Genomic DNA, 20731 nt, shown 5'->3' on the forward strand with positions numbered 1-20731 from the left:
GAGGGGAAGCAGAAGGATGGGGGGCGGCAGGGGGAGGAGCGGCCCTTTTCCACAAGACGCGAAAAGGGGCCGGAAGTTTCCTTCCGGCCCCTTTGTTTTATCGGATCAGGGAGGCGCTAGCGCAACTGGGCCACATGCAGGCGCTCGACGGCGCGCTGCAGAGCGGCTTCCGCTCTGGCATGGTCCACATCATCGGCCTGGCTGGCCAGGCGCTTTTCGGCGCGCTCCTTGGCGGCCTGGGCGCGGGCGGTATCGATATCTTCGGCCAGTTCGGCCGATTCCGCCAGCACGGTCAGGACCTTGTTGTTCACATCGGCAAAGCCGCCGGAGATGAACACGTTGTGCTGCTTGCCGCCTTCAGTATAGCGAAGGTTGCCGATCTTGAGGGCAGAGAGCAGGGAGACGTGATGCGGCAGCACGCCAAACTCACCCATGACGCCGGGGCACACGGCCATTTCCACCTGAGCGCTGACAACGGTCTTGTCAGGTGTCACCACTTCCAGTTGCAGCATGCTCATGGGCGCTCCTTACTTAGCTTCCTGCTGGATGCGGGCTTCGTACTTGGCCACGGCCTGGTCGATGCTGCCCAGCATGTAGAAGTCGGATTCGGCGAGATGGTCGTACTTGCCTTCCAGGATGCCCTTGAAGCCCTTGATGGTGTCTTCCAGCTTCACATACTGGCCGGGGGTACCGGTGAAGGTTTCGGCCACGTGGAAGGGCTGGGACAGGAAGCGCTGGATACGACGCGCACGGGCAACGGTGAGCTTGTCTTCGTCAGACAGTTCGTCCATACCCAGGATGGCGATGATATCCTGCAGTTCCTTGTACTTCTGCAGCACCATCTGCACCTGACGGGCCACGCTGTAGTGCTCTTCGCCCACGACGTTGGGGTCGAGGATGCGGGAGGTGGAGTCCAGCGGGTCCACGGCGGGGTAGATGCCCAGTTCGGCGATCTGGCGGGAAAGCACGAGCGTACCGTCCAGATGCGAGAACGTGGTGGCCGGGGCGGGGTCGGTCAGGTCGTCAGCGGGCACGTAAACGGCCTGCACGGAGGTGATCGAACCCTTGTTGGTGGAGGTGATGCGTTCCTGCAGGGCGCCCAGGTCGGTGCCCAGGGTGGGCTGGTAACCCACGGCCGAAGGCATGCGGCCCAGCAGGGCGGACACTTCCGAACCGGCCTGCGTGAAGCGGAAGATGTTGTCGATGAAGAGCAACACGTCCTGGTTTTCTTCGTCGCGGAAGTATTCGGCGCAGGCAAGGGCGGTCAGGGCCACGCGGGCACGGGCTCCCGGAGGCTCGTTCATCTGGCCGTAGACCAGCGTGGCGCGCTCCAGAACACCGGCTTCTTTCAGTTCGTTATACAGGTCATTGCCTTCACGGGTGCGTTCACCCACGCCGGCGAACACCGAAGAGCCGCCGTGCTGCTTGGCAATGTTGTTGATCATTTCCATCAGGATAACGGTCTTGCCCACGCCGGCGCCGCCGAACAGACCCATCTTGCCGCCCTTGGGGAAGGGCACGAGCAGGTCCACGACCTTGATGCCGGTTTCAAGCAGTTCCACCTTGGTGTTCTGCTCGGTGAACTCGGGGGCGGGACGGTGGATGGGGTAGTACTTTTCAGCGTTGACCGGGCCCATTTCGTCCACGGGACGGCCGATAACGTTGAGGATACGTCCCACAGCCGCCTTGCCCACGGGCACCATGATGGGGTTGCCCGTATCCACAACTTCCATGCCGCGCACCAGACCTTCGGTGGCGTCCATGGCGATGGTGCGCACCACGTTGTCACCGAGGTGCTGGGCCACTTCACAGACGAGGTCAGGCGCGTCGCTGTTGTTGGGGTTTTTGATTTCCAGGGCGGTCAGGATATCAGGCAGGTGTCCGTCGCTGAACTCAACGTCCACGACGGCGCCGATAACCTGGACGATTTTACCAATGTTTTTGCTCATGCTTGGCTCCTGTTACCCGTTCAGCGCTTCTGCGCCGCCGACGATGTCGATGAGTTCGCTGGTGATGGAAGCCTGCCGCGTCTTGTTGTAGAGCAGGGTCAACGTATTGATCATCTCGTTACAGTTACGCGTCGCGTTGTCCATGGCGGCCATACGCGCAGCGTGTTCACTGGCAGACGTATCCAGCATTCCCCGGTAGACCTGAACCTTGACGTAGCGGGGGAGCAGCTCGGCCAGAAGGGCTTCTTCCTGCGGTTCGTAAACGTACTCGCAGTGGGCTTCTTCCTGGCCCTCTTCCGCCTCCGCCTCAGGGGCAGCCAGGGGCAGCAGGCTCAGTGTGCGCGGGGGCTGATGCCCCATGGACACAAACTCGCCGTACACCATCCAGACTTCATCAAAAGCAAAGGTTTCGTAGCCGTGAATGACTTCCTGCGCGATGGAGCTGGCCAGCGAAAAGTCCAGGCTGCCCATACGGTCGCCATAGGCGACCATGATGTCGTAGCCGGCCTTGCGCACAGCGTCGCGTCCCTTGCGGCCCATGCAGGCGAAGGAGACCTTCATGCCGGCAGTGGTTTTTTCAGCAGCGAGCTTCAGGGCCGTGGTGATGATGTTGCCGTTGAAGCTGCCGCACAGGCCGCGGTCGGACGTGACCAGCACGATGGCGCAGTTTTTCTTTTCCTCATGCTCGGCCAGCAGCGGATGGGCAGTGCCCTCCACCTTGCGGGCAAGCTCGGCCAGGACCTGGCGGTACTTGCCGGCATACGGCCGGAAGCGTTCGATGCGGGCCTGCGCGCCGCGCAGTTTCGCCGAGGCCACCATGTTCATGGCCTTGGTGATCTGCTTGGTCTTGCCGACCCCCACGATTTTCATTTTTACGTCTTTGAGTGAAGGCATATGGGTATCCCCCGGCGTTAAGCCTGGTAGCCCTGCTTGAAGGCGTCAATCGCCTCGTTCAGCGCCTTTTCCACAGCTTCATCAATGACTTTCTTATCCTTGATGGCGTCCAGCACGTCCTTGCGGGTATCGCGCATGAAGGCCAGCATTTCACTTTCAAAGCGACGGATCTGATCCACCGGCACATCGTCCATGAAGCCGCGGGTGGCGGCGTAGATGGAAGCCACCTGTTCCTGGGCGGGCATGGGCTGGTACTGGGGCTGCTTCAGCAGTTCCACCAGACGGGCGCCGCGTTCCAGTTTGGCCTTGGTGGCCTTGTCCAGGTCGGAACCGAACTGGGCGAAAGCGGCCAGTTCGCGGTACTGGGCCAGGTCCAGACGCATGGTACCGGCGACCTGTTTCATGGCCTTGATCTGGGCGGCGCCACCCACGCGGGACACGGACAGGCCCACGTTGATGGCCGGACGCACACCGGCGTTGAACAGGTTGGGTTCCAGGTACACCTGACCGTCGGTGATGGAGATCACGTTGGTCGGGATGTAGGCGGACACGTCGCCGGCCTGCGTTTCGATGATGGGCAGGGCGGTCAGGGAACCGGCACCGAGCTTGTCGCTCACCTTGGCAGCGCGTTCCAGCAGGCGGGAGTGCAGGTAGAACACGTCGCCGGGGAAAGCTTCACGTCCGGGAGGACGACGGAGCAGCAGGGACATCTGGCGATAACCCACAGCCTGTTTGGAGAGGTCATCGTAGATGATCAGGGCGTGCTTGCCGTTGTCGCGGTAGTACTCGGCCATGGTGCAACCGGTGTAGGCCGCGATGTACTGCAAGGGAGCCGGGTCGGAAGCGGTGGCCGAGATGATGGTGGTGTATTCCATGGCACCGTGCTTGCGCAGGGTGTCGGCCACCAGGGCGACAGACGCTTTCTTCTGGCCGATGGCCACATAGAAGCAGTGGATGTCGGTTTCTTTCTGGGCCAGGATGGCGTCGATGCAGACGGCGGTCTTGCCGGTCTGACGGTCGCCGATGATCAGTTCACGCTGGCCGCGGCCGATAGGAGTCATGGCGTCGATGGCCTTCAGACCCGTGGGCATGGGCTCATGCACGCTCTTGCGCGCGATGATGCCGGGGGCCTTGATTTCCACCGGGCGGACTTCTTCGGCTTCGACCGGGCCGAGGCCGTCGATGGGCTGGCCAAGGGGGTTGAGCACGCGGCCCATAACCTTGTCGCCCACGGGCACGGAGAAGATCTTGCCGGTACGCTTGACAGGATCGCCCTCCTTGATGCCCACATCGGAGCCGAGCAGCGCGACACCCACGTTGTCTTCTTCGAGGTTGAGCACCATGCCCATGACGCCGCCGGGGAATTCCAGCAGTTCCATGGCCATGGCATTCTGAACCCCGTAGACGCGGGCGATACCGTCACCGACATACAACACGGTGCCGGTTTCGCTCATTTCTACGCGCTGCTCGTAGTTTTTGATTTGATCTTCAATGATCTTGCTTATCTCTTCAGCTTTGATCTGCATGTGCTATTCACCCCTCTTGAATGTCTCCCGAAGGATCGCCAACTGCGCGCGCAGACTTGCGTCCAGCACTCGATCACCAACCTTGAGCACCACGCCCCCAAGGATGGAAGCATCCACATCAAAGGCAAGCTCGATGCTTGCCCCCGCCTTCTTTTCAAGCTCGGCCTTGAGTTCGGCCCGCTTGTTATCCGTAAGCTCCACGGCGGTAGTGAGCGTACCACGGATAATTCCTTTGGCGTCGTCAAGCAACTTGCCGTACCAGTCGACAATCTCGCCGAGATAAGCCAGACGTTCCTTGTCGGCCAGCAGCAGGCAGAAGTTGCTGACGGTTTTGTCCGCCTTGATTTTCTTGAGCAGCTTGCCCATCACAGCCTTTTTTTCATCGATGCTGATGACCGGGCTTCTCAGCGCGGCGTCCAGCTTCGGCGAGACGGCAAGCATGTCTCCCAGCGCGGCGAGGTCGCTCCCGTAACGCGAGAGGGCCTCATCCCCTTGTTCTTTGCCCAGCGCAAATATGGCGCCGGCATATCTGCGAGCAACTATCGCGTCCGTCAATGGAGCACCACCTTGTTGAGGGAGTTGGTAATGAGCTTTTCATGCTCGGCGGGGGTCAGCTTTTCAGCCAGGACCTTTTCCGCTGCGTCCACAATCTCATCGGCAATGGCGGCGCGCACTTCGGCCAGCATGGTACGGCCTTCGTTCTCGGCAGTGCGGCGAGCCTGTTGCACAATCTGTTCGGCCTGGCGCTTGGCTTCTTCGACGATGGCCTGCTTCACGCTTTCGGCCTGGGTAAGGCTCTCGTCGAGGATGGCCTTGCGTTCGGACTCAAGGTTGCTGATGCGCTTTTCCACTTCATCCAGGCGCTTCTGGGCATCGGCGCGGCGGGTTTCCAGATCCTGGAGCTCCTGGCTGATGCGGGCGCGGCGGCCGGAGAAGAACTTGCGGGCCAGACCGCCCACGAAGTACCACAGGATGCCGGCGAAGATGATGAAGTTGAGCACACGCCAGCCAAAGTCGCCCCAGCGCGGCGCGTCATGCCCTTCAGAGGCCTGCGCCCCCACGGCGAAAAGCAGCGTAAGCGCAAGGACAGGCACCATAACTCGCGTCAAGCCCAGCCCAGCGTGTTTCCATTTGCTCAAAGCCCACCCCCTTGATTGGGTTTCTCTTGATTCTTTACCCTCGCGGTCCGAAGACCGCCCGAAAAACCACCGAGCTCGCGCGTGGCACAGTGGCAGAAACGGCGTACTAGCCACGCAGCACGCGCTCGGCCAGCTGGCCGGAGAGCGTGGCGACCTGACCGCGCAGTTCCTTCAGGGAAGCGTCGGCTTCGGCCTGCAGGTTGCGACGGGTCTCGGCAATGATCTCCTGGGCGCGCTTCTGGGCTTCAGCCACCAGGCTGGCCTGTTCGGCGGCGCCGGCTTCGCGGGCCTTTTCGCGGTTCTGGCCCGCATCCTGGCGGGCGCGGGTCAGCTGGCTGTCATAGTCGGAAAGGCGCTGTTCGGCCTGGTATTCGTAGGATTCGGATTCACCGGACATGTCGTCCATGACGGCTTTGCGCTTGCGGATGATTTCGCGGATGGGGCGAATCAGAAGGAGGTTCAGCACGTACAGTGCAATGAAGAAGTTCACCAACTGGAAAACCAAGGTGATATTAAGGTCCAACATTACCGTATCCTCCCTCTGGACGGTGTGATGTTCAAAGCTTTTATAAAATACCCTCAACAAGGGGTTATGTCAAAGGGTATTGGTGACAAAATTCGCAAAGTCTTCGCATCTGCACAAACAATTTTATGATATTTTTTATATATTTTTATAAAAATTTAATTATTTAAAATAGTTATGTAAAAAATAAAAATACCCGGCCCCTGGAGGAAAATGCGCGGACTTCAGGACGGGGCCGGGCAGGACGGGGCTGGAGCCGTCAATTTTTGGACAGGGGCGCACGCCCGGGAGCGCTGCCGGGATGTCTCAGACCAGCAGCCACTGCTCCGGGCCGTACCCGGCGGCGGCCAGCCAGCGGGCGGCATCCTCGTCGGCGCCGTGGGCGGTGAGGGCGTTGAGCAGGAAACAGCGGCCCGGCCCGGGCAGGCCGTCCCGGCCGATGACCGGCACGCCGCGCACCCGCTGCCCGATCTTTTTGGGATCGATGTCCACGAAGGCGGCCACCTGCACGCCTTTTTCCCACAGGGGTGCCAGACGGCGGCGTGCCACCCTGCCCGCGCCCAGCAGATAGACCCGCGGATGCCAGGGGTTGTGGCGCTCCAGCCAGCGGGCCAGCCAGAGGGCGCGCAGCCGGTTGTTGGCGGCCTCGCAATAGCGGCTGTCGCTGCGGGTGGCCCGGCGCGGCGGATCGTTCCAGACCAGCAGTTCCTGCGGCAGCTTGGCCATGCGCACACCGGCGTGCAGCCAGCGCAGCCACAGTTCCCAGTCCTCGGCGAAAAAGCCGTCGGCATAGCCGCCGTGCAGCCGGGGCAGCTCGCGCCGGAACATGACCGAGGGATGACTGACGGGCGTATCGCGGAAACGGTTGCGGCTGATGGCCTCATGGTCCAGCAGGCCGTTCTGCCAGTCCACGAAATGGGCAAAGCCGCGCGCCGTCTCCCGGTCGCCGCCAAAATGTACCCGTGTGGCCAGCAGGCCCGTTCCGGGATGCGCCGCCATCCAGGCGGCCTGCAGGGCCAGACGTTGCGGATGGCAGACATCGTCGGCGTCCATGCGGGCGACGAGCGCGCCCCGGGCGGCCGCAAGACCGGCATTGAGCGCGCCGGGCAGGCCCTCGTGGGGCCGGTGCAGGACGCGCAGGCAGGGATGTTCCGCCGCCAGGACATCCAGCAGGGCCGCCGTGCCGTCCGTGGAGCCGTCATCGACGGCCAGCACTTCAAAGGACGGCACAGGGGCATCCGGCGCGGGCTCCTGCCGGGCCAGGGAACGGATGGCCACGCGCAGGGGCTCTTCCCCCCCGGCCGGCAGGGGCAGGGAAGCGCCGTTCCAGACCGGCAGCAGGACGGTCACCAGCGGGCAGGCGGGCATGTCTCCTCCAGAAGAACGCACGGGGAGCGCATCAGGCCGCTGCGGGCATGACGCGTTCCCCGTGATGTTTACTGACGCAGCAGGGTCCGCACCGCCAGGCACAGTTCCGTGATGCTCCGGCGGGCGTCCAGTTCGTGATGGGCGGCGTCCCGGTACAGGGGCAGGCGGGCTTCCAGCACCTCGCGCACCTCGGCGTCCAGGCTCTTGCCGGTGAGGCTGGGGCGCTGGGCCTCCAGCGGGTTGCGCCGCAGGCGGGCGGCCAGCACCTCCGCCGGGGCGGACAAAAAGAAGACCCGGCCATGCTCGCGCATGTAGCGCCGGTTGGCCTCGGCCAGCACCATGCCGCCGCCGGTGGCCACCACGCCGCGGCCCGCCAGCTCCTCGCTGGCCAGGCGCAGGGATTCGCTCTCGCGGCTGCGGAAGCCCTCCCAGCCCCAGCGCTCCACCATGGTGGCCACGTCCATGCCCAGACGCTGGCAGAGATGGTGGTCCGTATCGCAGTAGGGCACGTCCAGCACTTCGGACAGGGCCTTGCCCAGCGTGGTCTTGCCGCAGGCCCGCGGGCCCACAAGATAGATCAGGGACATGGGGCCTCCCTACAGGATGCGGTTGCCGTCGGCCGTGATGAGCACCGTGTATTCCCAGCGGATGCCGCCCCATTGCGGGTAGTAGAGGCCGGGCTCCACCGTGACCACCATGCCTTCCCGCAGGACCTTGTCGCCGCGACGGCCCAGGCTGGGGGCCTCGTGCGTCTCCAGTCCCACGCCGTGGCCCAGGCCGTGGGTGAACCAGGCTTCCACGCCCGCCTTTTCGAACACGCCCCGCGCCAGCGCGTAGGCCTCGTGCAGGGGCAGGCCCGGGCGCATCTTGTCCAGGGCGGCCTGCTGGGCGTCGCGCACCAGCTTCATGGTCTCGCGGAACTCCTTGTGCGGCGCGTCGCCCACCCAGAAGGTGCGCGTCTGGTCGGAGCAGTAATGGTCCACGCGGCAGCCCACGTCCACCAGCACCAGGCCGTTGTCCGGCAGTTTCTTCTCGCCGGGGATGGCGTGGGGCAGGGCCGCGTTCTGGTCCACGGCCACGATGGACGGGAAGGCCAGTTCCGAGGCGCCGTTGTCGCGGAAATATCTCTCGATGGCCCAGGCCAGCCCGGCTTCGCTGCGGCCCGGTTGCAGCTGGCTTTCCTCCAGCCAGCGCAGCATGGCGTGGTTGAGGGCGAAGGAACGCTCCAGGGCTTTGATCTCGTCCGCGTCCTTGATGACGCGCAGCTCTTCCACCAGGCCGTCGGCCGCCTGCAGATGCGCGCCGCGTCCCACGGCACGGCCCAGCGAGCGGGCGAAATTGAGGCTCACGATCTCCGCCTCCAGGCCCAGGCGGCTGCCGCAACGCCGCATGAGCCGGCCGATCTCCGTGGCCGCGTCCGGGCCGTAGATGAGGATGTGGTCCTGGTCCCAGAGCCGGGCCGCCGCATCCTTGTAGCGGGCGTCCGTGCAGAGCCAGTCCCCCCCGTCCGCGCAGATGACCAGGCGTCCCGCGCTCTCGTTGAGTTGCACGTCATGCAGCTCGAAGCCGGAAAGGTAAAAACGGTTGGCAGCGTGGCTCACCAGCAGGGCATCCAGACCACGGGCGCGCATCAGTTGGCGCAGGCGGTCGCGTCGGGCAGCATAGGGCGTGTTCATGCGGGGTTCCTTTGCAGGGAAGGCGGGGCATGACCGGGGGGAAGGGGGACCTTTTTGGAAAAAGGTCCCCCTTCCCCCCGGACCCCCCAACCCTTCCAAAAACTTTTTATTCAGGCCGGTATGGCAGGTCCCCGTCTGGCGGACACAGGGCACGGCATCGTGCGCTGCCGCCGGGCGGGGCTCTTGGGGACAGGGTGGCATCTTAGCCGCCGTCCGGCCCGGACGCAATGGCCCGGAAGAAGACGGGCACTCGCGGGGCAGGCTGGCGTGCGCGGCGGCGGGAGTTCTCCAAGGCTGCCCGATGGAGGCGGATGTCCTTTTGTTCGCGCGCCATGAGCTTTCCCGACTATGGTAACTCATATGTTTTTCAGAGCATCGGGGAAAACGGCCCCTCAAAAAACAAAAAAGCCTGTGTCCCCGCAGGGACACAGGCCGCCAAAGCGCGTTTGGGGAAGAAAGGGGGGAGCTCGAGGGGGGAAGGGAACCGCCTTTGCGCGCTAGCCAAAGGGGTTCCCTTCCCCCCTCGACAAAAAACATCCCTGCGCGATCATCCTGCCTAACGCGGCGCGCGGGCGGGCAGGCCGGCCACCAGGTCGGCGTCGGCGGGCAGGAAGGGCAGGTCACGGGCCTGGGCGGGCGTGACCCAGCGCAGTTCCTGGCGTTCCCGGGCGCAGGGCGTGCCGTCGAAGGCGGTGACGTGGAAGAAGTGCAGCTGCACGTGCAGGTCGCGCTCGGCGTAGTCGTGCTCCACGATCTGCCAGAGCCGGCAGGCGCGCACGCTGATGCCCAGCTCCTCGCGCAGCTCGCGGCAAAGGGCCTGCTCGGCGGTCTCGCCGGGTTCGAGCTTGCCGCCGGGGAACTCCCAGTAACCGGCCAGGGGCTTGCCGTGCGGGCGCAGGGCGGCCAGCAGGTGGTCGTCCTGCCAGATGATGCCGCCGGCCACGACGATGGAGGTCATGCCGGATCCCCCATGCTGTCGATAGCGGCGCGCCTGGCTTCGATGGCGGCGATCTGTTCTTCCAGGGCGGCCATGTCTTCCATGAGGCGCTCGGTCAGGTCGCGCAGCTCGTTGAAGCGCTTGAGCAGCCCGGTGGAGCGGGCGCCGTCGGCGTAGACGGCCGGGTCGGCCAGCTGGGCCTCCACGTCGGACTGTTCGTTCATGGCCTTTTCCAGCTCGTCTTCCAGCGCGGCGTATTTCTGCTGCAGGGGCTTGAGCTCCTTGTGCAGGGCGTTGCGGCGTTCGGCCTGCTCGCGCTTGAGGCGCTTCTGCTCCTCGCGGGAGAGGTTGGCGCGGGGCGCGTTGTCGGGCTTCCCGACCTTGCCGGAGGCGTTGAGCCCGGGGCTGGCGCTGCCGTTTTCCAGAGCGGCACGGCGGGCCGTGTCGTAGCTGGCGAAGTCGGGGTAGACGGTGATGCCCTTCTCGTCCAGGGCCCAGGCCTCGGCGCCCACCTGCGAGAGCAGCCAGCGGTCGTGGGCCACCATGAGCAGGGTGCCGTCGAACTTTTGCAGGGCCGTGCCCAGGGCCTCGCGGCTTTCGAGGTCCAGATGGTTGGTAGGTTCGTCCAGCAGCAGGAAGTTGCAGCGTTTGAGGAACAGGCTGGCCAGCACCAGGCGGCTCTTTTCGCCGCCGGAGAGCTTGCTCACCTGCCGGTCGAAGTATTCCTGCCCCAGCAGGAAGAGGCCCAGCACGCTCATGAGTTCCTCTTCGGTGGTGCGGGGATCGGACAGGCGCCGGATCTCGCCCAGCACGGTGGTGTCCGGGCGCAGGGTGTCCATCTGGTGCTGGGTGTAGTAGCCCAGGCGCATCTGGGGCGCGGTGACCACGTTGCCGCCGCAGCGTTCCAGGGTCCCGGCCAGCAGCTTGAGCAGGGTGGACTTGCCGCAGCCGTTGTGGCCCACCAGGGCCACGCGCTGGCCGTTGTAGAGGGTGAAGGTCAGCGGCGGCCACATCTGCTTGCCGTCCGGGAAGTGGAAGGCCAGATCGGCGGCGGCCAGGGCCACCTTTTCCATGTGCGGGGCCTCGGGCCAGGTGAAGTTCAGTTCCTTGCGCTTGGGCTCGGGCCGGTAATCCTCCAGCTCCTTCTCCAGCTTTTTGGCCATCTTCTGGCGCGAACCGGCCTGGCGGGCCTTGGTGGCCTTGGCGCGGAAGCGTTCCACGAAGGCCATCTTGCGGGCCAGTTCGTCCTGCAGGGCCTTGGCCTCGCGCTCGCGCTGGGCGTTGTATTCCTCCTGGAGGGAGAGGAACTGGGTGTAGGTGGCCTTGCGGAAGACCGGGCGGGACAGGCCCAGATAGAGCACGTGCGTGCCCACGCGGTCCATGAACACGCGGTCGTGGGCCACGAAGACCAGGGCGCCCTTGAAGTCCATGAGGAAGGACTCCAGCCATTCCACGGCTTCCATGTCCAGATGGTTGGTGGGTTCGTCCAGCAGCAGCACGTCGGCCCCGGCGGTGAGCACGCGGGCCAGCTTGGCGCGTTCGCGCCAGCCGCCGGAGAGCTCGCGCAGGGTGCGCAGCCACTTGCTTTCGGCAAAGCCCAGACCGGAGAGCACGGCCTTGGCGCGGTGTTCGGGATTGTAGCCGTGGGTGGCTTCCAGCTCTGCCTGGCGGTGCATGAGCTGGGTCAGGCGCGCCTCGTCCTTCTGCCGGGCGGCGTCTTCCCACTCGGCCCAGAATTCGTTCCAGTCGTGGAGCACGTCCAGCACATAGGTCAGCAGGGGCGTGTCCAGGGCCTCTTCGGAAAGTTCCTGTTCCACGAAGCCCAGGCGGCAGCCTTTGGGCAGGATGACACGGCCGCCGTCGGCGGGCTCCACGCCGGCCAGCAGGCGGAGGAGGGTGGATTTGCCGGTCCCGTTGGGGCCGCAGACGCACAGCCGCACGCCGGAATCCACTTCCAGCGAGAAATTGTTGAAGATGTCCCGTCCGCCGAAGGACTTGGACAGTTCCTGGATGGTTATTTTCACAGCAGGCCCTCGCGCCTGTAGCCTTCCACGGCTTCTTGCATGCCCTGGTCGAGCGTGAGGGCGGGGGCATAGCCGAGTTCCTCGCGCAGGCGCGACGCGTCGCAGGTCCAGCCGGACTGGCGGGCTTCGCGGTATTTGTCCAGATTCCAGTTGGGGGCGCGGCCCTTGCGTCCCAGCGCGGCCAGCAGACTGCCGCCCAGGGTGGACAGCAGCGCGGTCAGGCCCAGGAAGCAGAGGGGCAGGCGCAGGATGCAGGCCTTCTTGCCCATGGCCCGGGCCATGGCGCGGTAAAAGTCGGCCATGGCGTAGCAGCCGCCGTCATTGACGTGATAGACGCCGTGCGCTTCGGGACGGCAGCAGCAGACGATGGCGCGGCCCACGTCGCGGCCGTGCACGGCCGAGACCGGGAAGCGGCGGAACATGCCCGGCGTGACGGCCACGCCGTAGCGCAGGCCCTGGAACACGGGCAGCAGGCCGCGGTCGCCGGAGCCGTAGATGATGGGCGGCCGCAGGGTGACCATGCGGTCGCCCAGGGCACGGCCCAGGATCTGTTCCACCATGAGCTTGGACCAGCCGTAGGCGGACACGGGCGCGCCGGGCGCGTCGTCGCCCCTGCCGGCGGGAGTGTCGCAGGGGCCGCTGGCGGCCAGGCTGGAGACCAGCACCAGACGCTGCGGGGCCTGGCCCTGTGCGTCGAGACGCCGCCAGGCCGTGGCCAGGGCGCGGGCGGCCTCGCTGTTGGCGCGCAGATAGTCCTGCCAGCCCAGGCCGAAGAGCAGGGCGGCCATGTGGATGCAGATGTCCTGGCCGCGCAGGGCCTCTTCCAGTCCGGCGCCGCCGCGCAGGTCGGCGCGGACCACCTCCACCCCGGCGGGCAGATGGTCGCGGCGGGACGTGGCGCGGGTGATGCAGGTGACGCGGGCCCCGGCGGCCAGCAGCTGGGGCAGCAGGTGACGGCCCACGAAGCCGGTGCCGCCGGTGACGACGACCTTTTTGCCGTCCAGCCAGGGCGCGGGCGCGTCCGGGGGCGTATGGGCGCTGGGGGTCATGACACGATCTCCTTGCGGTACAGGCGGTAACGTTTGGTGATCCGCCCGGAAAAGTCTTCGATGAGGTCATTGACGGCCATGTTGTCTTCCAGCACCCACGAGCCTTCCACCTGACAGAACTCGGGATGGCGGCGGGCCTGTTCCAGCATGTAGTCCAGCAGGAGCAGGGGCAGGCCCAGCAGGCGGAACTCCTCGCGGATGCCGAAGAGCATCATGCGGTATTTGCCGCGCATCTCGCCGCGCGCCTGCCAGTAGTGCCACAGGGCGCTCAGGCCCAGTTTGCCGTCAAGGCGCTTGAGCAGGGGGTTGAAGTCCGGCAGGGCCACCATGCCCGCGGCGGGCTCGCCGTCGTGGAAGAAGAGGACGAAGAAATCGGGGTTGAGCAGGCCCTTGAGCTCCTTCACCAGCACGTCGGCCTCACCGTCGGAAAGGGGCGCGAAGCCCCAGTTGCCGGCCCACGAGATGCGGTAGAGGTCCAGCATGATGCGGATGTCCTCGGCCAGGGTGGCCTTGGAGGAGACGCGGCAGGTGAAGCGCTTTTGTTCCTTGAGGTGGCGGATCTCGTCCCTGAGCCAGTCCTCCACATGCAGCTTGTCGCGCTCGATGAGGTAGGCGAACAGGTCCTGCTCCTTGCGCATGTGCCAGGATTCCAGCAGGGCGGGGTAGTAGGGCGGGTTCCAGGGCATCATGAGCGCCGGGGCCTCGTCGAAGCCGTCCACCAGCATGGCGCAGGTGTAGTTGGTGGAAGGGTTGAGGGGCCCGCGCATGAAGGCCATGCCCTGGCGGCGCAGCCAGTCGTGGGCGGCCTGCAGCAGGGCATGGGCGGCCTCGCGGTCGTCCCGGCATTCGAAAAAGCCGAAGGCCCCGCAGCGCTCGCCGGCATAATCGTTGTATTTCTCGTCCACGATGGCCGCGATGCGGCCCACGGGACGGCCGTCGCGCAGGGCCAGGAACAGTTCGCGCCGGGCGGTCTTCCAGAAGGGGTGCTCGCCGGGCGAGAGCAGCTCGCGGTCCTGCTTTTTCAGGTTGGGCACCCAGAGGGAATCCGGCGTGTAGATGCTCCAGGGCAGTTCCACGAAGCGGTCCAGGTCTTCCGCAGTGTTGACGGGGATGATGCTCAGTTCTGCCACGCGGGCCTCCATGGAGCAGACTTGCAGGGGCTGCCGTTCCCTGTTGCGGTTGGCTGTGGGGCCGGGCGTCCCGGCAGGGGCGGGGCACAGGGCCCCGGACAAAAAACACCGCGCGGGAGAGCGCCTTACGGTACCCTCCCGCACGGGAAAAGGAGCGGACGTGCGTTAGGCCGTTTTCAGGGAGCCGCGCAGCTCGTCCAGGCTGGTCACGCCCAGCTGGCGGCAGACGGCGGGCAGTTCCTTGACGATCTCGAAGGCGCGGTCGGGGCTGATGAAGTTGGCCGTGCCGATCTGGACGGCGTGGGCGCCCACCAGGATGAATTCCAGCACGTCTTCGGCCGAGCAGATGCCGCCCAGGCCGATGACGGGGATGTCCACGGCCTGGCAGACCTGCCACACGCAGCGCAGGGCCACGGGCTTGATGGCCGGGCCGGACAGGCCGCCGATGACATTGGCCAGCCGGGGCGCGCGCCGGGCCACGTCCACGGCCATGCCCGAAAGGGTGTTGATGCACGAGATCATGTCCGCGCCGGCGTCCTGCACGCTGCGGGCCATGAGGGCGATGTCCGTGACATTGGGCGAAAGCTTGATGATGAGCGGCTTGTTGGGGGCCGCGTCACGGACGGCGCGGGTGACGGCCGCGGCCAGCCCGGGGTCCTGCCCGAAAAGGATGCCGCCGCTCTTGACGTTGGGGCAGGAGACGTTCACTTCCAGCGCGGCCACGCCTTCCTCCGCATCAAGGCGGGCGGCCAGCTCGCCGAATTCGGCGGGGGAGGTGGCGTAGAGGTTGGCGATGACGGGCAGATGCTGCCAGGGCAGGCGGGGGAGCTTTTCCTTGCAGAAGGCTTCCACGCCGTCGTTCTGCAGGCCCACGGCATTGAGCATGCCGGCCGTGGTCTCCACGATGCGCGGGCAGGGGTTGCCGTCGCGGGGCAGCAGGGAAAGGCCCTTGACGATGATGCCGCCCAGGCTGGTCAGGTCGCCGTAGGGGGCGAATTCCATGCCGTAGCCGAAGGTGCCGGAAGCCGTGAGCACCGGGTTTTTGAGGTGCAGGCTCTGCGTGGGCCCCTTGAGGGTGACGGAAAGGTCCATAGAGTGCTGGTTCATGCTGTCCCCCGGCCTAGAGCTCGATCTGGTTGGCCCAGAACACGGGGCCGTGGTTGCAGGTCTGGACAAGGCCGTGGCGCTTGTCGGCCACGGGCCATTCCCCGGTGGTGCGGGTCACGCAGCCCAGGCAGGCGCCCACGCCGCAGGCCATGCGGTTTTCCAGCGAAAGCTGCACGCGGGCGTTGAGCTCACGGGCGAAGCCGTGCACGGTCTTGAGGAAGGGCAGGGGACCGCAGGCCAGGATCAGGCCCTTCTGCTCGGCGTATTCGCGCATGCGTTCCTGGATGGTGAAGATGAAGTTGTCCAGGTCGCCGGGTACGGTCTCGCGCAGGCTGTCCAGGGGCACATGCTCGTTGATGCTGTCCACGGGATAGCAGCTCAGCGGCTCGCGATGGCCAAAGAGCATGGTCACGTTCCACGGCTTGGGATGTTCGCTCACATAGCCCACGAAGGGCACGATGCCCATGCCGCCGGCCAGCAGCAGGGTGGGGGTGTCGGGCTCCATGGCGAAGCCGTTGCCCAGGGGCCCCCAGACGCGCACGGTGTCGCCGGCCTTGAGTTCGGCCATGCGGCGGGTGCCGCGCCCCACGACCTGGAAGAAGCAGATCAGGTGGCGGGAGGTCATGTGGCAGATGCCGAAGGGCCGGGCCCAGGGCATCTCGAGACCGAACGACGTGGGCCGCACCATGACGAACTGGCCGGGACGCCACGACGGCCAGTCGGGGCGGGTGAGGCGCAGGGCGAAGAAGCGGCTTTCCTGGCCGGTCTGGCCGAAGGGGACCAGATCCAGCACCGTAAGTAGGCAGGAGCTAGGTTGTGTCATCGCGCAAGTATAGGAGCTTGTGCCTGAACGGTCAACATTCCGGGCCTGCCGGAAGGGGCGGGGAGCGTTTTTTTCTGCCCGTGCCGCGGGCCGGGGAATACCCGGGGAGGAAGGGACCGGTCCCCTTGCGGGCGGGCGTCCCCGGTACCGGCATGGTCCCGTTGCGCCGGCACGTCCCGGCCCCCTCCGGCAACAGCCGTCCCGTCTGGCCCGCGACGGACAGCCGGCGCCCCGCGGCCGTCCGGCCGGGGGATGGCTCCCGGCGCCTGTCCCGGCGGTGCGGGAGCGATGTGGAAAATCGTTTCGATTTCAGCGTGTTGCGCCGTCCCATGCCGCGACGGGCGGCGGACAGGGGGATGCACGGCCAAAGCATTGCAGGATAACTGTGTCATTTTTCACACGAAAATTGTCAGTACGGACATGCCGTCACATCTTCCCTTTTGCCATGATGCCCGCTATAGTCAGGTTCCTTTAGGGGCCGGGCCGGAATGATGCTGCTGCAGACCCCGTATAGCCTTTGATTTGCCCTGCATGGAGAAAAGAGCATGAGCAAGAAGTTGACTGTTGCCGTTGTGGGCGCCACGGGCGCCGTGGGCCGTGAAATGCTGAAAACCCTGCACGATCGCCAGTTCCCGGCCACGGAAGTGCGTGCCTTCGCCTCGGCCCGTTCCGCCGGGACCAAGGTGCCTTTCGGCGATGACGAGCTGGTGGTGCAGGAACTGAAGGAAGATGTCTTCGAAGGTATCGACATCGCCATCTTCTCCGCCGGCGGCAGCACTTCCGAAAAATTCGCTCCCCATGCCGCCCATGCCGGCTGCGTGGTGGTGGACAACTCCTCCCAGTGGCGCATGGACGACCGCTGCCCCCTGGTGGTCCCCGAAGTGAACCCCGAACACCTGGAAGGCCATCAGGGCATCATCGCCAACCCCAACTGCTCCACCATCCAGATGCTGGTGGCCCTCAAGCCCATCCATGACGCCGTGGGCATCAAGCGCATCGTGGTCTCCACCTATCAGGCCGTGTCCGGTACCGGCCAGAAGGGCCTGGAAGAACTGGAACGCCAGACCCGCGACCTGTTCAACATGCGCGAGCCCGAGAACAAGGTCTATCCGTACCGCATCGCCTTCAACGTGCTGCCGCACATCGACGTCTTCCTGGAGAACGACTACACCAAGGAAGAGATGAAGATGGTCAACGAGACCGTGAAGATCTTCAACGATCCCACGGTCAAGGTGACCGCCACCTGCGTGCGCGTGCCCGTGTTCTACTGCCATTCCGAAGCCGTGAACATCGAGACGCACAAGAAGATGACCGCCAAGGAATGCCGCATCCTGCTCTCGCAGGCCCCCGGCGTGCGCGTCTTCGACAACCCCCGCGAGAAGATGTACCCCATGCCCGCCTACTGCGTGGGCGACGACGAGACCTATGTGGGCCGCATCCGCGAGGACGAGACCATCGAGAACGGCCTGAACCTCTGGATCGTGGCCGACAACGTGCGCAAGGGCGCGGCCCTCAATGCCGTGCAGATCGCCGAGGAACTGCTCAGGCGCGATCTGGTGCGCGTGCCCGACAGGAACGTTTTCATGTCCTAGTCCGCCGCGACGGGATACGGACAGTGCAGGGGGAGGGGCCCGTTCCCGCCGTGGCGGGGCAGGTCCTTCCCCCTGTTTTTTGCCGTGTCGCGCGGGCACGGGCGCTTTCCCGCAGCGGGGCAAGGTATTCCCCGCCGCTGCCGTTCGTGCTAGAAAAGGACGTTTCACCGGCGGCTGCCGCCGGCAGGGGCCCTGCCCCCATCAGCAACCACAACAGGCCGCGCCCGCGCGGGACGGCCTTTCGCGGGGATGCCATGAAGATTCTGGATGCCGATGCCTGGATGGCGGCCCTGATGGCCGCGCCCCGGCCCGGGGCCGATAAGATCCTGGCCTTTTACGATGCGCGTGTGGACGCCGTCTGCCGTGACGCGCGCTGTCTGCTCCTGCCCCTGGACGACCACATGTGCCACCGGGGCGATGCCCTGTTCGAGAGCCTGTGCTACCGCGAGGGACGCCTCTTTGCCCTGGAGGAACACCTGGCCCGCCTGCGCGACGGCAGCCGCGCCCTTTCCCTGCTGCCGCCCTGTTCGTGGGACGGGCTGCGCGCCCGCATCCTGGACGTGGCCCGCGCCTCGGGCAGCGATCATGGCGACATCCGCGTGCTGGTGGGCCGCGGGCCCGGCGGTTTCGGCATCTCGCCCGAGGAATGCCCGCGGTCCAGCCTCTACATCGTGGCCCTGCGCAAGGAACTGCCCACGGAAGCCTTTTACGAAAAGGGCCTCACGGCCTTTGCCAGCGCCATCCCGCCCAAGCAGGACTATCTGGCCCGCATCAAGAGCACCAACTATCTGCCCAATGTCTTCATGGCCGCCGAGGCCCGGCAGCGGGGCATGGACGTGGCCGTGACCTTTGACGAGGACGGCCATCTGGGCGAGGCCGCCATCGCCAATGTGGGCATCGTGGATGCCGAAGGCCGCCTGTGCTGTCCCGAGGGCCGCCGCATCCTGCCCGGCACCTCCATGCTGGCCGCCCGCAAAATCGCGCCGCAGCGCCTGCCCGTGGTGGAACGTCCCATCCGTCGCGAAGAGATCTTCACCGCCCGCGAGATGCTGCTCTTCACCAGCGCCAGCCTGTGCGTGGGCATCAGCCACTTCGAGGGCCGCCCCATCGGCCAGGGACCCGACGCCGGCCGCCCCGGCCCCGTGGCCCGCTGGCTGCGCGATGCCCTGCTGGAACACATGCTGGCCACCGGCACGCCGTTCCAGCGCCCGTAAGACGTCTGCGGAGGGAATGGGGCCCCTTGCGCTGCTTCGACGCCGGTCGCTGCTGGTGCGCGAGGGGCCCTTCCCTCAACTCCCATTCTTCTCCCCAGCCTATGTTATCCGGGAGAGGCTGTCCCCTCATGGTCAGCGACAGCCAGGTGGAGTACGGCAGGAGAACTTCCGCTATTGGCTTTTCAGTTTTCCCCAGCCCGTACGGGGACAGGAGCGGGCCCGCGCAGACATATGTCCTGATGCCTGTGCCGTGTCCGTGAACCATGCTCCTGTCTCCTGCTGAAGCGCGTTTGGGGGATGGGGGGCCCGGGGGGAAGGCCCCCTTTGGGCGCGAGCAAAGGGGCCTTCCCCCCGGATGTTCCCTCATCTCCACCCGCTCCGTCGCCGTCGTCTGGACGGCGGGCGGGATGTCTTTTATACAGGAAAGGCCCCGTGCGGGCTTTTTTCCTGTTTTTGCCATGACATGCCGCCGGAGCACGCCGGGGCATCCACTCTTTCCAAGGAAGACGCCATTGAAATGCAAGATCTGCAAGGCGACGGCCGTGGTGGCCCTGCGCAGCCACAACGCCGCCTTCTGCCCCGACTGTTACCTCAAGTTCTTTGCCCGTCAGGTGGAAAAGGGCATCGAAGGCCAGAAGCTCTTCACCCGTGACGAACGCATCCTGGTGGCCCTGTCGGGCGGCAAGGATTCGCTGGCCCTGATGCTGGAGCTTTCCCGGCAGGGCTATGACGTCACCGGCCTGCACATCGACCTGGGCATCCCGGGATCCTCGCCCGTGGCCCGCGGCGTGGTGGAGCGCTTCTGCGCCAGGCACGGCCTGAAGCTCATGGTCAGGGAACTGGCCGCCGAGGGCCTGGCCATCCCGCTGGTCAAGGAGCGCCTCAACCGTCCCGTCTGCTCGGCCTGCGGCAAGATCAAGCGGCATTTCTTCAACAAGGTGGCCCTGGACGAAGGTTTCGACGCCCTGGCCACGGGCCACAACCTGGACGACGAGGTGGCGCGCCTGTTCAGCAACACCCTGCGCTGGGACACGGCCTATCTTTCGGACCAGGGCCCGCGCCTGGACGGCGAGGACGGCTTTGCCCGCAAGGTCAAGCCCCTGTGGCGCCTGACGGAGTTCGAGACCGCCAACTATGCCTTCCTCATGGGCATCGAGCATCACTACGCCCCCTGTCCCTACAGCCCCGGCGCCAGCTTCAGCACGCTCAAGGCCCTGTTGCAGCGTCTGGAAGCGGCCATGCCCGGCCGCAAGCTGGACTTCTACCAGGGCTTCCTGGCCCGCGCCCGGCCGGTGTTCGCCCGCCGCGAGGCCGAGGAGGGCGTGGAACTGGCGCCCTGCACCAGCTGCGGCTATCCCACCTCGTCCGGCGACATGTGCGGCGTGTGCCGCATCCGTGAAGCCCTCAAGGACAGCAAGTAGCCTTGGTTGCCCAAGACAGATCATGGCGGGGAGGGGCGGCGCCCCTCCCTGTCCCCGCTTTTCTCCCCGGCCGGGTGCCGCTGCGGCCGGGCTGGGCCGGAAGACTGCCCCAGAAGGCGCGGCTCCATGCCTGCCGCCCCGGAGCCGCACAAACAGGGCGCGGACAGGAGGTGGCCCGGCGCGCTGGCCGGGAGCATCCTTTCCCCCCGGCCGGACGATGGTGCCGGGCACGGCCTGCCGGAGACGCGTCCGGGGTGTCCGCGGGGGGCTTCGTGTCTTCCGGGGGAATGGCCCGCCGTGCCCGTCCCTTCCCGACGGCAGGCGATATGGCGGACGGGGCCGTGATCGCAAGGGAGGCC

At 65.8% G+C, this 20731-nt stretch carries 19 protein-coding genes; 3 read left to right on the forward strand and 16 right to left on the reverse strand.

Annotated elements, in window-relative coordinates; genetic code table 11:
- Positions 1-116: 116 nt before the first annotated feature.
- The 16 genes from DESPIGER_RS09590 to DESPIGER_RS09665 form a co-directional block, all read right to left on the reverse strand.
- On the reverse strand, positions 117-518 hold the full coding sequence (locus tag DESPIGER_RS09590; protein WP_006007261.1) for a F0F1 ATP synthase subunit epsilon: 402 nt from the start codon (positions 516-518) through the stop codon (positions 117-119).
- Positions 519-527: 9 nt separating this feature from the next.
- Entirely contained in the window at positions 528-1949 is a 1422-nt protein-coding gene (gene atpD / locus DESPIGER_RS09595; RefSeq protein WP_072336072.1) for a F0F1 ATP synthase subunit beta, read from the reverse strand.
- Between the two features lie 12 nt (positions 1950-1961).
- Positions 1962-2843 (reverse strand): F0F1 ATP synthase subunit gamma, encoded by an 882-nt coding sequence (locus DESPIGER_RS09600; protein ID WP_072336076.1) that lies wholly within the window; start codon positions 2841-2843, stop codon positions 1962-1964.
- Between the two features lie 17 nt (positions 2844-2860).
- On the reverse strand, positions 2861-4369 hold the full coding sequence (gene atpA / locus DESPIGER_RS09605) for a F0F1 ATP synthase subunit alpha (RefSeq protein WP_072336079.1): 1509 nt from the start codon (positions 4367-4369) through the stop codon (positions 2861-2863).
- A 3-nt stretch (positions 4370-4372) separates the two neighbouring features.
- The gene (gene atpH / locus DESPIGER_RS09610) at positions 4373-4924 is read right to left on the reverse strand and encodes an ATP synthase F1 subunit delta (protein ID WP_072336081.1); all 552 of its coding nucleotides are present in this window, start codon (positions 4922-4924) and stop codon (positions 4373-4375) included.
- A complete protein-coding gene (locus tag DESPIGER_RS09615) occupies positions 4921-5466 on the reverse strand; it encodes an ATP synthase F0 subunit B (protein WP_072336084.1) in 546 nt (181 codons plus the stop codon). The genes atpH and DESPIGER_RS09615 overlap by 4 nt, the downstream gene beginning before the upstream one ends.
- Before the next feature lie 148 nt (positions 5467-5614).
- A complete protein-coding gene (locus DESPIGER_RS09620; RefSeq protein WP_072336087.1) occupies positions 5615-6034 on the reverse strand; it encodes an ATP synthase F0 subunit B in 420 nt (139 codons plus the stop codon).
- 303 nt (positions 6035-6337) lie between these two features.
- A complete protein-coding gene (locus DESPIGER_RS09625) occupies positions 6338-7399 on the reverse strand; it encodes a glycosyltransferase (RefSeq protein ID WP_072336090.1) in 1062 nt (353 codons plus the stop codon).
- Positions 7400-7467: 68 nt separating this feature from the next.
- Positions 7468-7986: a shikimate kinase AroL gene (aroL, locus tag DESPIGER_RS09630; protein WP_072336093.1), complete on the reverse strand. Its 519-nt coding sequence runs from the start codon at positions 7984-7986 to the stop codon at positions 7468-7470.
- 9 nt (positions 7987-7995) lie between these two features.
- Positions 7996-9075 carry a M24 family metallopeptidase gene (locus tag DESPIGER_RS09635; RefSeq protein WP_072336096.1) on the reverse strand — a complete coding sequence of 360 codons (1080 nt, stop codon included), beginning with the start codon at positions 9073-9075 and terminating at the stop codon, positions 7996-7998.
- 556 nt (positions 9076-9631) lie between these two features.
- Positions 9632-10033: a (deoxy)nucleoside triphosphate pyrophosphohydrolase gene (locus tag DESPIGER_RS09640; protein WP_072336099.1), complete on the reverse strand. Its 402-nt coding sequence runs from the start codon at positions 10031-10033 to the stop codon at positions 9632-9634.
- A complete protein-coding gene (locus tag DESPIGER_RS09645; RefSeq protein ID WP_072336102.1) occupies positions 10030-12036 on the reverse strand; it encodes an ABC-F family ATP-binding cassette domain-containing protein in 2007 nt (668 codons plus the stop codon). Before DESPIGER_RS09645 ends, DESPIGER_RS09640 begins: the two co-directional genes overlap by 4 nt.
- Positions 12033-13085, reverse strand: a complete 1053-nt coding sequence (locus tag DESPIGER_RS09650; protein WP_072336105.1) for an NAD-dependent epimerase/dehydratase family protein — start codon at positions 13083-13085, stop codon at positions 12033-12035. Before DESPIGER_RS09650 ends, DESPIGER_RS09645 begins: the two co-directional genes overlap by 4 nt.
- Entirely contained in the window at positions 13082-14215 is a 1134-nt protein-coding gene (locus tag DESPIGER_RS09655; protein WP_231927560.1) for a hypothetical protein, read from the reverse strand. The genes DESPIGER_RS09650 and DESPIGER_RS09655 overlap by 4 nt, the downstream gene beginning before the upstream one ends.
- A 165-nt stretch (positions 14216-14380) precedes the next feature.
- Positions 14381-15307 carry a dihydroorotate dehydrogenase gene (locus tag DESPIGER_RS09660; protein ID WP_072336108.1) on the reverse strand — a complete coding sequence of 309 codons (927 nt, stop codon included), beginning with the start codon at positions 15305-15307 and terminating at the stop codon, positions 14381-14383.
- Between the two features lie 28 nt (positions 15308-15335).
- Complete coding sequence (locus DESPIGER_RS09665) at positions 15336-16145, reverse strand: dihydroorotate dehydrogenase (protein WP_072336112.1); 810 nt, start codon at positions 16143-16145, stop codon at positions 15336-15338.
- A 545-nt stretch (positions 16146-16690) separates the two neighbouring features.
- Between DESPIGER_RS09665 and DESPIGER_RS09670 the strand changes: the two genes are divergently transcribed.
- The 3 genes from DESPIGER_RS09670 to DESPIGER_RS09680 all read left to right on the forward strand — a co-directional run bounded on the left by DESPIGER_RS09670 (position 16691) and on the right by DESPIGER_RS09680 (position 20372).
- Positions 16691-17737 carry an aspartate-semialdehyde dehydrogenase gene (locus DESPIGER_RS09670; RefSeq protein WP_072336115.1) on the forward strand — a complete coding sequence of 349 codons (1047 nt, stop codon included), beginning with the start codon at positions 16691-16693 and terminating at the stop codon, positions 17735-17737.
- 254 nt (positions 17738-17991) lie between these two features.
- Complete coding sequence (locus tag DESPIGER_RS09675) at positions 17992-18951, forward strand: aminotransferase class IV (protein WP_072336118.1); 960 nt, start codon at positions 17992-17994, stop codon at positions 18949-18951.
- 512 nt (positions 18952-19463) lie between these two features.
- The gene (locus DESPIGER_RS09680; RefSeq protein WP_072336121.1) at positions 19464-20372 is read left to right on the forward strand and encodes an ATP-binding protein; all 909 of its coding nucleotides are present in this window, start codon (positions 19464-19466) and stop codon (positions 20370-20372) included.
- Positions 20373-20731: the final 359 nt, after the last annotated feature.

Source organism: Desulfovibrio piger, from assembly GCF_900116045.1.
Classification (GTDB): Bacteria; Desulfobacterota; Desulfovibrionia; order Desulfovibrionales; family Desulfovibrionaceae; genus Desulfovibrio; species Desulfovibrio piger_A.